The sequence below is a fragment of the Actinoplanes sp. NPDC051388 genome (genome assembly GCF_055586225.1).
Map to the genome: position 1 here is coordinate 525749 of NZ_JBVJIP010000002.1, position 12025 is coordinate 537773.

The window sequence follows — 12025 nt, forward strand, 5'->3', positions numbered from 1 at the left end:
GGCTTGGTCAGAAGCGCGGGCTTGGTCAGAAGCGCCGGCCTGATCAGTTCGGTTCACGGATCGCGGCGTTGGCGATGTTGTGGAGGATCCAGAGGGAGTCGTTGGCTCGGTTCCAGTTCGGCCAATGGGTGTGCGGCCAGCCGGAGACCTCCTGCAGGCGCTTGAACCTGGTGCGGAGACTTTCCAGCTCGGCGTGGTCGACCCTTCCGGTCCGCACACAGATCGCGGCCAGCCGGAGCACGTCCGGGTCCGTCGCGCGGGTGCGACCCCTCTCGCTCTTCGAGTTGAGGACGTGCAGGGCCGCGTTGCGGGCGTCGCCGTACCAGCGCGGCGGATAGCTCAGGTTCGGGTCGCCGGGGCGGGGAGTGCGCCGGCCCTGACGCTTGGCCTCCGTGCGGCGGGCGGCATAGGCACGCAGATCGATCAGCCACAGGTCCCGGCACGCCACCAAGGCGTCCACGGCCCGCAGCAGCGCCGCCTCGTCGCGGCGGAAGTCGCCCGCGAGGTGGGACAGGTAGCCGAACGTGTCGTGATATCCGATCGGCTGGAAGTGCTCGACGCATCTGTTCAGCGCGATGATCCGGCGACCGTAGGGCAGAGCCGTGTCACGCACCTTGCGCTCGTAGGTCCCGAAGCTCACCCGGCAAAGCTAGTATTCAGATGGCTTCCAGGGCGCCCCCGGTCCGCGGGAAGGGCTCAGCCCGCCTGGTCACACGCGCAAGGTGGCATTCGTCCTCCTTTCGGCCCGTCACGCGGACAGCGGGCTCTCGAAAGGAGGTCGCGACCCATGTCGCTGCCTGACAACCCCGATCTCGATCACCTCCGCCGGCAGGCGCGCGAGCTGCAGCGCGCGGCCCGCGCCGGCGATCCCGCCGCTCTCGCACGAGTCAAGAATGTGGCCGGGCCGGGTGCTTTTCCGCTGCACCTGGCTCAGCTCGTGGTTGCCCGGAGTTATGGGTTCGCCAGCTGGGCGCGGCTCAAGCGCTATGTCGACCTGGCCACCGAGCACGGCTGGCAACCACTCGCCGAGCCGCGGACCACGGAAAGCCCGGAGGTCGCCTTCTGCCGGTGGGCCTGCCTCACCTATGCACCCGGGGAGGGACCCGAACGATGGCGGCGGGCCGAAGCGATCCTGGCCGAGCATCCCGAGCGGATCGCGGGGGACATCTGGGCCGCCGCGGCAGCGGGGCTCGGCGATGCCGTCCGCACGGCACTCCGGCGCGAACCCGGGCTCGCGCGCGCGGCCGGAGGCCCGTACCAGTGGGGTCCGCTTTGTTATCTGGCCTATTCGCGGGCGGTTGCCGGGTCTCGGGAGGAGACGACCGATGCGGTGCGGGCGCTGCTGGCGGCCGGCGCGGACCCCGGCGAAGGGCATCTGTGGAACGGGCAGCCGTTTCCCTTCACGGTGCTGACCGGGCTCTTCGGGCACGGTGAGCAGGGCCGGCAGCGACAGCCGGAGCACCCGCACGGCGCCGCGCTCGCTCGCCTGGTGCTCGACGCCGGGGCCGATGCCAACGACAGCCAGACGCTTTACAACCGGATGTTCGCCACCGACGACAGCCATCTGCGGCTGCTCTTCGAGCACGGGCTCGGCCGCGGTGACGGCGGACCGTGGCGGCGTCGGCTCGGTGATCAGGTCGGCAGTCCGGCCGAGCTGCTGCGCGATCAGCTGCGCTGGGCGGTGGAGCACGGGATGACCGACCGGGTGCGCCTGCTCGTGGCACATGGCGTGGATGTGGTCGCGGCCTATCCGGACGGGCGCACACCGGTCGATCTGGCCCGGCTCGGCGCCGGCCGCGAGATCGCCGAGATCTTGACGGTAGCGGGAGCGCCACGACCTCGGCTCGACGAGGTGGACCGCTTGATCGCGGACCTTTTCGACGGCCGGGCAATGAAAAGAGGGCCGGTCGAAGAGGCGCGACGCAGGCGGCCCGGCTTGATCGTCTGGGCGGCGGCGCGCGGAAGAAACGACGTGGTGGCGGTGCTGGCCGGACTCGGCTGGGACGTGAACGCCCGGGGCCGCGGTGACGTGCCGGTCGAGCAGGAGTGGCAGACCGGGCTGCACGAGGCGGCCGCGAGCGGCGACCTGGCGATGATCGACCTGTTGCTGTCGTTGGGCGCCGATCGGACGCTGCGGGATGCGCGATTCGACGCCACGCCGCTGGACTGGGCCCGCCACGAAGGTCAGCACGAGGCAGCGCGCCGTCTGGAGTGAGAAGCGGGCGACTACTCTTCAGGTGCGAAACCGACTACGACGAGGAGCGGTGCTATGCGCCCCGGTGGACAGCCGAACATGCAGCAGATCATGAAGCAGGCGCAGAAGATGCAACAGCAGGTCGCCCAGGCGCAGGCCGAGCTGGCCGAGGCCGAGCTGACCGGCACCGCCGGCGGTGGGCTGGTGACCGTGGTCGTGACCGGGCTGGGTGAGTTCAAGTCGGTGAAGATCGACCCCAAGGCCGTCGACGCGGATGACATCGAGACCCTCGAGGACCTGGTGCTCGCCGCGATCCACAATGCCGCCGAGGCGCAGCGCGAGCTCACCGAGCAGAAGATGGGGCCCGCCACCGGCGGAATGACCCTGCCGGGGTTCTGACTCCGTGTACGAAGGCGCCATCCAGGACCTGATCGACGAGCTGGGCCGGCTCCCGGGCGTGGGCCCGAAGTCCGCCCAGCGCATCGCCTTCCACGTCCTCTCCACCGACCCGGCCGACGTCAAACGGCTCGCGACCGCCCTGACCAAGGTCAAGGAGCTGGTCCGCTTCTGCACGACCTGCTTCAACGTGGCCGAGTCCGACCAGTGCCGGATCTGTCGCGACACCCGCCGCACCAACGAGGTGCTGTGCGTGGTCGAGGAGCCCAAGGACGTGGTCGCGATCGAGCGCACCGGCGAGTTCCGGGGGCGCTACCACGTGCTGGGCGGTGCGATCAATCCGCTCGAGGGCATCGGCCCCGACAACCTGCGGATCCGCGAGCTTCTGATGCGGCTCGGCACTGGCGAGGTCCGCGAGCTGATCCTCGCCACCGACCCGAACACCGAGGGCGAGGCCACCGCGACCTACCTCGCCTTAATGGTCAAACCCATGGGGATAGCAGTCACCCGATTGGCCAGTGGTTTGCCGGTCGGTGGTGACTTGGAGTATGCCGACGAGATCACTTTGGGCCGGGCCTTCGAGGGGCGCCGGGCGGTCTGAGTCGCAGGTGAGGCCTCTGATGCCAGGGGTGCATGTTGGGTGAAACCGGCACCTTGGGGTCGGCGGGTGCGTTACGTTGCGTACGCGGAGGGCTTTGTCACGCTCGAATCACGACGCGGCCGTGAAACGGTAAAGGGTCTCAAAGCCTATTGACCGCTGCGCGGGATTACGTGAGCGTTCCTCTCACGGCGGCGGCCTGATCCGTCCGCTGGTTCGTGTCCGCACCGGCGACCACCCGTTTGCCGGCACGGACCGCACCAACCCACGTACGCGACAACCGATCGGTTGCCGGCGCTGCGGGGCCGGTCCGATCTCGTGGCACACGCCGCGGTCGGGCAGTGGCGCCGTGGCACGGTCGCCGGGGAGAGGACCGGACGCTCCATGGTCGTTGGGCCCGGCACGGTCTCAGACCAGGTCCCGCTCGCGCCGGATCCCACACCCGGCGTCGGCTCCGGCGTGACCAAGGCGATCGAGGGTCGCTCCCTGGGCCGGATCGCCTGGAACCGGTTGAAGCGCGACCGGGTGGCGATGGCCGGCGGATACGTGGTCATCTTCCTGATCCTGGTGGCGATCTTCGCGCCGGTGATCGTCGGCTTCCTCGGCTCGCCGCCGAACGAGTTCCACCAGAAACTGATCGACCCCAACACGCTCGCTCCCATCGGTGGCACCGGCATCAGCGGTGACCACCTTTTCGGCGTCGAGCCACTGAACGGCCGCGACATCTTCAGCCGGGTGGTCTACGGCGCCCGCATCTCGCTGCTGATCGCGTTCCTGGCCACCATGCTGTCGGTGGTCATCGGCGCGACCCTGGGCGTGGTGGCGGGCTTCTTCGGCGGCTGGGTGGACACGATCATCAGCCGCGCGATGGACGTCTTCCTGGCGTTCCCGCTGCTGGTCTTCTCGATCGCGCTGGCCGGCGTCATCCCGGACACGGCCTTCGGGCTCTCCGGCGACGCGCTGCGGATCGCCCTGCTGATCTTCATCATCGGGTTCTTCAGCTGGCCGTACATCGGTCGCATCGTGCGGGGGCAGACGCTGTCGCTGCGTGAGCGGGAGTTCGTCGACGCCGCCCGCAGCCTGGGCGCGCGCGGGCCCTACATCATCTTCAAGGAGATGCTGCCCAACCTGGTGGCGCCGATCCTGATCTACGCGACCCTGCTGATCCCGACGAACATCCTCTTCGAGGCCGCGCTGTCGTTCCTCGGCGTGGGCATCCGGCCGCCGACGGCGAGCTGGGGCGGGATGCTCTCCGAGGCGGCGCGGTTCTACACGATCTGGCACTTCATGTTCTTCCCGGGCATGGCCATCTTCATCACGGTCCTTGCCTTCAACCTCTTCGGTGACGGCCTGCGGGACGCCCTGGACCCGAAGGGCAGGCGCTGACCACGTGCGCCCGACAAAGACTTCCACTCCAGCCAGGCGGCCCGAATCCGGGCCGTTCCACCAGGGAGGTTGCTACAAGTGATCCGAAAGAACAGGGTGCTGGCGGCCGCGACGGCCGTCCTGGCACTCTCATTGACCGCCGCCTGTGGCGGCGGCGACGACAGTCCCGAGACCAGCACCGACGCGGCCAAGGCCGAGTTCAACGCTGCGATGACCAAGGTGTTCAACCCTTCCGACAAGAAGGGCGGCACGATCAAGCTCGCCAACTCCGGTGACTGGGACACCCTCGACCCGGGCGAGACCTATTACGGCTACTCGTGGAACTTCCTCCGCCTTTACGGCCGGAGCCTGCTCACCTTCAAGGTGGTGCCGGGTGCGGCCAGCAACGAGGTCACCCCTGACCTCGCCGAGGGCGTCGGTGTGCCGTCGGACGGCGGCAAGACCTGGACGTACAAGATCCGGGCCGGCATCAAGTACGAGGACGGCACGGTCGTCAAGTCGGCCGACGTCAAGTACGCGGTGCTGCGCTCGATCGACAAGGAGACGTTCCCGAACGGTCCCGCGTACTTCGAGCAGTTCCTGAACCTGCCCGAGGGCTACAAGGGCCCGTACAAGTCGAAGGGTGTGAACACCGACTCGGCGATCACCACCCCCGACGACACCACGATCGTCTTCCACCTGAAGTCGGCGTTCGGTGGCTTCGACTACCTGGCCACGCTGTCCCAGACGGTTCCGGTTCCGGAGGCCAAGGACACCGGCGCCAACTACAAGCAGCACGTGGTGTCCTCCGGCCCGTACATGTTCGACACGAACAACCTGGGCAAGGACTTCTCGCTGAAGCGGAACCCGAACTGGGACGCCGCGTCGGACCCGATCCGCAAGGCGCTGCCGGACCGCTTCGAGGTCTCGCTGAACGTCAACGCGGACGACATCGACAACCGTCTGCTCTCCGGTGACCTGGACCTCGACGTGGTGGGCACCGGCGTGCAGCCGGCCGCCCTGGGCCGCGTGGTGGGTGACCCGACGCTGAAGGCTTCGACCGACAACCCGGTCCTGTCCCGGCTCTGGTACACCTCGATCAACGGCACGGTCGCGCCGCTGGACAAGATCGACTGCCGCAAGGCGATCGAGTTCGCCGCCGACAAGACCGGCTACCAGGCCGCGTACGGCGGCCCGCTGGCCGGTGGCGACATCGCGTCGACGATCATGCCGCCGCAGATCCCGGGCTACCAGAAGTACGACCTCTACCCCTCGGCCGACGGCACCGGTGACGTGGCCAAGGCCAAGGAGGCGCTGGCCGCCTGTGGGCAGCCGAACGGCTTCGAGACGAACATCGCCTACCGGGCCGAGCGGCCCAAGGAGAAGGCGACCGCCGAGTCGCTGCAGCAGTCGCTGGCCCGGGTCGGCATCAAGCTCACGCTGAAGCCGTACCCGCAGGGTGACTACTTCTCGCAGTACGCCGGCAACCCGCCGTTCGTGAAGAACAACAAGATCGGCCTGGCCACCAACGGCTGGGGCGCCGACTGGAACGACGGCTTCGGCTTCCTGTCGCAGATCGTGGACAGCCGGGTCATCCGGGAGACCGGTGGCTCGTCCAACACGAGCGTCCGGGACCCCGAGGTCGACTCGATGCTGGACGCGGCGATCGCGAACACCGACGCCGCCGCACGTGAGACGGCCTGGGCCGCGATCGACAAGAAGGTCATGGAGGACGCGTTCATCCTCCCGGGCGTTCACGCGAAGTCGCTGCTCATCCGGCCGAAGAAGCTGACCAACGTGTTCGTCAGCGAGGCCTACTCGATGTACGACTACACGTCGCTCGGCGTGGCCTGATCACAGTTCGCAGCAGGACGGCCGGTCCGGGGCGACCCGGACCGGCCGTCTGAGCCGAGGGAAGACGTGGACAAACTCCAGTGATCACGTACATCATCAGGCGTCTCTTCGCGGCCGTGGTGCTGCTGTTCATCGTCAGCGCCGCCACCTTCGCGATCTTCTATCTGGTGCCGCGTCTCGTCGGGTCCACCCCGGAGACACTGGCCACCAGATATGTGGGCCGCGCGGCGACCCCCGAGACGGTGAACCTCATCGCGCACCGGCTGGGCTTCTACGACCCGGTCTGGCTGCAGTACGGCCGCTGGGTCAAGGGCATCTTCGTCGGCTCCGAGTTCAACTACGGCAACGGTGTCGAGCAGTGCCCGGCGCCCTGCTTCGGCTACTCCTTCATCACCCGCCAGCCGGTCTGGCCGGACCTGCTCGACCGGCTCCCGGTCACGCTGTCCCTGGCGATCGGCGCGGCGATCCTCTGGCTGCTCTTCGGCATCTCCACCGGTGTGGTGTCCGCGCTGCGCCGCGGCTCGCTGCTGGACCGCGCGGCGATGAGCTTCTCGCTCGCCGGCGTCTCGCTGCCGATCTTCTTCACCGGCATGGTCGGCCTCCTGCTCTTCAGCTACAAACTGCAGTGGACCGCGCCCGGCGGCACGTACACACCGTTCACCGAGGGTCCGGGCGACTGGTTCTATGCGTTGTTGCTGCCCTGGTTCGTGCTGGCCCTGCAGTTCTCCGCGCAATACGCGCGTCTGACCCGCGCCGGCATGCTCGAAACGATGAGCGAGGACTACATCCGCACCGCCCGGGCGAAGGGTCTGCGAGAACGCGACGTGGACGTCAAGCACGGCCTGCGCGCCGCGCTGACCCCGATCCTCACCATCTTCGGCCTGGACTTCGGCCTGCTGCTCGGCGGCGCGGTCCTCACCGAACAGGTCTTCTCCCTGCCCGGCCTGGGCAAGTACGCGGTCGACGCGATCACCAACAACGACCTGCCCAAGGTGCTCGGCGTGACGCTGATGGCGGCGTTCTTCGTGGTCATCGCGAACCTGGTGGTGGACCTGCTCTATGCGGTCGTCGACCCGAGAGTGAGGATCGGCTGATGGCGGACCCGGGACGCCCGCAGGGCGAGAAGTTCCTCGACGTCAAAGACCTGAAGATCCACTTCAAGACCGACGACGGCGTGGTGAAGAGCGTCGACGGGCTGACCTTCTCCCTCGAGCGCGGCCGCACGCTGGGCATCGTCGGCGAGTCAGGCTCCGGCAAGTCGGTGACCAGCCTGGGCATCATGGGGCTGTACAACAAGCGGAACAGCGAGATCTCCGGCCAGATCTGGCTGGACGGCGACGAGATCGTCAGCGCCGGCAGCGAGACGGTCCGCAAGCTGCGCGGCAACAAGCTCGCCATGATCTTCCAGGACCCGCTGTCCTCGATGCACCCGTACTACTCGGTCGGCAAGCAGATCATGGAGGCGTACCGGGTCCACCACCGGGTTTCCAAGCAGGTCGCCCGCAAGCACGCGGTGGACATGCTGGGCCGGGTCGGCATCCCGCAGCCGGACCGCCGGGTGGACGACTACCCGCACCAGTTCTCCGGCGGCATGCGGCAGCGCGCGATGATCGCGATGTCGTTGGTCAACGACCCGCAGCTGCTGATCGCCGACGAGCCGACCACGGCGTTGGACGTGACCGTGCAGGCGCAGATCCTGGACCTGATGCACGACCTTCAGCGTGAGTTCAACTCCGCGCTGATCGTGATCACCCATGACCTGGGCGTGGTGGCGGAGCTCGCCGACGACGTGCTGGTCATGTACGGCGGCAAATGCGTCGAGTTCGCCAGCGCCACCACGGTGTTCGACCGGCCGGAGCACCCGTACACCTGGGGTCTGCTGGGGTCCATGCCCCGCATGGACCGTCCCAATGTCGACCGGCTGGTGCCCATCCCGGGTCTGCCGCCGTCGCTGATCAACCTGCCGTCCGGCTGCTCCTTCCACCCTCGCTGCGCCTATGAGAAGCAGACCGGCGGGCTGGGCACCACGGTGCCGCCCGAGCTGAACCGGGCCGGCGGCAGCAATCATCTGGTGCGCTGCCATCTGCCCACCGAGGAGCGGCAGCGGATCTGGACGCAAGAGATCAAGCCGAAGCTGGAGGCGTGATGAGCGAGAACAAGGACGCCCTCCTGTCGGTGCGGGGCCTGGAGAAGCACTTCCCGATCACCAAGGGCATTCTGCGCCGCAAGATCGGCGCGGTCCGCGCGGTGGACGGCATCGACTTCGACGTGTTCAAGGGTGAGACGCTCGGCCTGGTCGGCGAGTCCGGCTGCGGCAAGTCGACCACCGGCCGGCTGCTGACCCGGCTGCTCGAGCCGACCGGCGGTTCGGTGACGTTCGAGGGCCGGGACATCACGCACATGCGGCAGGGCCGGATCCGGCCGATGCGGCGCGACATGCAGATGATCTTCCAGGACCCGTTCTCCTCGCTGAACCCCCGGCACACCGTGGGCACCATCGTGGGTGCGCCGTTCCGGATCCAGAAGGTGCACACCGAGCACGGCGTCAAGCGCGCGGTGCAGGACCTGCTCAAGCTGGTCGGTCTCAACCCGGAGCACTACAACCGCTACCCGCACGAGTTCTCCGGCGGTCAGCGGCAGCGCATCGGCATCGCCCGCACGCTGGCGCTGCGGCCCAAGATGATCGTCGCCGACGAGCCGGTGTCCGCGCTGGACGTGTCGATCCAGGCGCAGGTGGTGAACCTGCTCGACGACCTGCAAAATGAGCTCGGCCTGACCTACGTGTTCATCGCGCACGACCTGTCCGTGGTGCGGCACATCTCGGACCGGGTCGCGGTGATGTACCTCGGCAAGGTCGTGGAGATCGCCGAGCGGGACACGCTCTATACGAGCCCCAGGCACCCGTACACGGTGGCGCTGCTGTCCGCCGTGCCGGTGCCGGACCCGCGCCGCCGCGACAGCGCGCAGCGCGAGCGCGTGCTGCTGACCGGCGATGTGCCCAGCCCGATCAATCCGCCGTCCGGCTGCCGGTTCCGCACCCGCTGCTGGAAGGCGCAGGACATCTGCGCGACCGAGGAGCCACCGCTGGTGCCGCGCGGCGACGACCCCGCCTCCCACCAGACCGCGTGCCACTTCCCGATCCTGGAAGGCGAGGCCGTCGAGGGCCGCAAACCGGCCCCCGTCAGCGCTTAGGAAGTCCAGTCGATCTGCGGGGAGCGGTAGAAGTCGACGTCGCGTGCGGTCCACGAGGGGCCGTAGGCGGCGAGGCGGGTCCGGAACGACTCCCAGTCGTGGGTCGAGGCCGGTGACCAGCCCAGCTCGGCGATCGCCGCGAGCCGGGGGAAGGCCATGAACTCGATGTGGTCCAGGTTTCGCAGTGTCTCCGACCAGAGCGGGGCTTCCACCCCCAACACCGATGACTCCGGTACGCCGGACACATGCGTCCCCGGGTCCCAGTCATAGGCGGTCCGCACCTCGATGAAGCCCGCCCAGGACAGCCCGATCGGCGTGTTCCGGTCGTACTTCATGTCCAGATAGGACTTGTTGGCCGGCGACATCACCACGCGCATGCCGTGTGACACCGCGTTCGCGAGCGTGGGGTTCGAGGTGGTGGTGCCCCAGAACTGTGCCACGGAACCGTAGGACGCCGGGGACTGGGCGATCTCGTTCCAGCCGTAGGCGATCTTGCCGTAGCGCGCCACCATCGGGATCACGCGGTTCTGGAACGCCACGTAGTCGGCCGGCGGTGTGGCATGCGCTTCGTCCCCGCCGATGTGGATGTAGGGCCCCGGGGTGATCGCGGCCAGCTCCCGGATCACGTCCTCGACGAACCGATAGGTGGTCTCCGACGAGATGCACAGCGAGCTGTAGCCGACCGCGGTGTCGGTGCGTGGCGGCGGCGCGACCCCGTCGCAGGTGAGCTCGGGATAGGCGACCTGGGCCGCGTTGACGTGCCCCGGCATGTCGATCTCCGGCACGATCGTCACGAAGCGCGCGGCCGCGTACCGGATGAGGTCTTGATATTGATCTTTGGTGAGGAAGCCGCCACCGACGCCGTCCACACCGGTGCCCGGCGCGCCACCGACCGTGGTCAGGCGGGGCCAGCTGTCGATCTGGATGCGCCAGCCCTGGTCGTCGCTGAGGTGCAGGTGCAGGTAATTGATCTTGAGGCGGCGGACCTCGTCGATGTAGCGCTTGACCTCGTCCGGCGTGTGGAAGTGCCGGGCCAGGTCGAGGTGCACGCCGCGATAGCCGAAGCGCGGCCGGTCGGTGATCGAGCCGCCGGCGAGGGCGCGCCCGGTGCGGGTCTGCAGCAGTGTCTGGGTGCCGGCGAAGAGGCCGGCCGGCGTGCTGGCCCGGATCTCCGTGGCGGCGCGATCGACGGTCAGCCGGTAGCCCTCGTCGCCGTGCCCGGCCTCGATCCGCAGCGAGATCTTCGGCGCGGCCGGCGCGGCGGCCGGCACGACCGGCAGCTCGAGCCCGGTGGCCGCCCGGAGATCCGCGGCGAGCGGGTCGCCCACCGCCGGGACGCGGGTCTGGATCACCGTGCCCCGGGTCAGGTGGAAGTCGCGGCCGGTGGCGCTGACCTGCGCCGGCACGGGGATGACCTGGTCCAGAGCGCTGGTCGTCGACGCGGCGGGCGCGACGGGCAGCGCCAGCAGGGCAACGCTGAAGATGGTGAACGCCATAACCGAAGCTACATCGAGTGGCGTCGATCAATCTACTCCGGACGGTTAAGAAGATTTACCACCAGCTGGTGCACCACGTCGAGATCGGCCGGATCCTTGAGCGCGAACTTCCCGCCGGTCACCTGGTACCACTCCTCGGCGTCCTTGTATTGCACCTGGATGGTGACCTGGACGCCGGAAAGCTCGGTCTGCACCGTGAGCTCGCCGGTCACCACGCCCACCTCGTCGGTCATCACGCCGCCGGGCGCGTTCACGTCGGAAACAGCCATCAGCACTCCTCGAGCATCTGGACCAGCGACTTCTTCTCCGCACTGGTCACGGTCAGCTTCCAGTAGCTCTTCACGGTGATCCAGTCGGACGCATACGCACACCACTCGGACCGCACCGAGGGCTTCCACTGCGACGGGTCCTGGTCACCCTTGCCCCGGTTCGAGGTCTGCGACACCGCGACCAACTGCGGGCGGTCGAGATCGTTGGCGAAATCCGAGCGCTTGTCGTCGGTCCACCCGGACGCGCCGGAGCGCCAGGAGTTCGCCAGCGGCACGACGTGGTCGATGTCCACCTTGGTCGGTGAGTCCAGCGTCCGGCCGTCATAGATGCTGAGCCAGGTGCCGGCCACCACGTTGCACCCCGAGTACTTGACCTTCTTGCCGTCCCGCTTGAGCACCGCGTCGCGGACGTCGCAGTTGTCGCCGGTGCGGCGCCAGTGCGGGAACTTGTCGCGGTCGTAGCCACGCATCGACCCGGCCTTGGCGACCGTCAGCTTCGCCAGCAGCGCGGCCGGGCCGGCGGTCTGCTTGCCGGAGCCGCCCGCGTTGCCGCCCCTGTCGGTCGGCGCGGGCTGCGGCTCGATCGGCACGACCTCGCACCCTGCCAGCGCGAAAACCAGGACCAGGACCAGGGACCAACGAGGGATACGCACGAACTCAG

General features: G+C 68.4%; 11 protein-coding genes and 1 pseudogene. 8 read left to right on the forward strand and 4 right to left on the reverse strand.

Going from position 1 to position 12025, the window contains the following annotated elements:
• Positions 1-43: 43 nt before the first annotated feature.
• Positions 44-640, reverse strand: a complete 597-nt coding sequence (locus ACZ6TI_RS06730) for a hypothetical protein (RefSeq protein ID WP_465343998.1) — start codon at positions 638-640, stop codon at positions 44-46.
• A 147-nt stretch (positions 641-787) separates the two neighbouring features.
• Between ACZ6TI_RS06730 and ACZ6TI_RS06735 the strand changes: the two genes are divergently transcribed.
• From ACZ6TI_RS06735 to ACZ6TI_RS06770, 8 genes are all read left to right on the forward strand, one after another.
• Complete coding sequence (locus ACZ6TI_RS06735; RefSeq protein WP_465343999.1) at positions 788-2215, forward strand: ankyrin repeat domain-containing protein; 1428 nt, start codon at positions 788-790, stop codon at positions 2213-2215.
• Between the two features lie 54 nt (positions 2216-2269).
• Positions 2270-2593, forward strand: coding sequence for a YbaB/EbfC family nucleoid-associated protein (locus ACZ6TI_RS06740; protein ID WP_465344000.1), 324 nt, complete (start codon positions 2270-2272; stop codon positions 2591-2593).
• A 4-nt stretch (positions 2594-2597) separates the two neighbouring features.
• The gene (gene recR, locus ACZ6TI_RS06745; protein WP_465344001.1) at positions 2598-3191 is read left to right on the forward strand and encodes a recombination mediator RecR; all 594 of its coding nucleotides are present in this window, start codon (positions 2598-2600) and stop codon (positions 3189-3191) included.
• Between the two features lie 381 nt (positions 3192-3572).
• Complete coding sequence (locus ACZ6TI_RS06750) at positions 3573-4574, forward strand: ABC transporter permease (protein ID WP_465344002.1); 1002 nt, start codon at positions 3573-3575, stop codon at positions 4572-4574.
• Positions 4575-4652: 78 nt separating this feature from the next.
• A complete protein-coding gene (locus ACZ6TI_RS06755; RefSeq protein WP_465344003.1) occupies positions 4653-6407 on the forward strand; it encodes an ABC transporter substrate-binding protein in 1755 nt (584 codons plus the stop codon).
• 80 nt (positions 6408-6487) lie between these two features.
• Positions 6488-7501 (forward strand): ABC transporter permease, encoded by a 1014-nt coding sequence (locus ACZ6TI_RS06760; protein ID WP_465344004.1) that lies wholly within the window; start codon positions 6488-6490, stop codon positions 7499-7501.
• On the forward strand, positions 7501-8553 hold the full coding sequence (locus ACZ6TI_RS06765) for an ABC transporter ATP-binding protein (protein ID WP_465344005.1): 1053 nt from the start codon (positions 7501-7503) through the stop codon (positions 8551-8553). Before ACZ6TI_RS06760 ends, ACZ6TI_RS06765 begins: the two co-directional genes overlap by 1 nt.
• Positions 8553-9599, forward strand: coding sequence for an ABC transporter ATP-binding protein (locus tag ACZ6TI_RS06770; RefSeq protein WP_465344006.1), 1047 nt, complete (start codon positions 8553-8555; stop codon positions 9597-9599). The genes ACZ6TI_RS06765 and ACZ6TI_RS06770 overlap by 1 nt, the downstream gene beginning before the upstream one ends.
• On the opposite strand, the gene ACZ6TI_RS06775 is transcribed toward ACZ6TI_RS06770, so the two are convergent.
• The 3 genes and pseudogenes from ACZ6TI_RS06775 to ACZ6TI_RS06785 all read right to left on the reverse strand — a co-directional run bounded on the left by ACZ6TI_RS06775 (position 9596) and on the right by ACZ6TI_RS06785 (position 12017).
• Positions 9596-11095 carry a family 20 glycosylhydrolase gene (locus ACZ6TI_RS06775; RefSeq protein ID WP_465344007.1) on the reverse strand — a complete coding sequence of 500 codons (1500 nt, stop codon included), beginning with the start codon at positions 11093-11095 and terminating at the stop codon, positions 9596-9598. The two genes, ACZ6TI_RS06770 and ACZ6TI_RS06775, sit on opposite strands and share 4 nt — an antisense overlap.
• Before the next feature lie 32 nt (positions 11096-11127).
• A pseudogene (locus ACZ6TI_RS06780) lies at positions 11128-11358 on the reverse strand (hypothetical protein); the annotation flags it as partial.
• Positions 11359-11363: 5 nt separating this feature from the next.
• Positions 11364-12017 (reverse strand): HNH endonuclease family protein, encoded by a 654-nt coding sequence (locus ACZ6TI_RS06785; RefSeq protein ID WP_465344008.1) that lies wholly within the window; start codon positions 12015-12017, stop codon positions 11364-11366.
• Between the last annotated feature and the right edge of the window lie 8 nt (positions 12018-12025).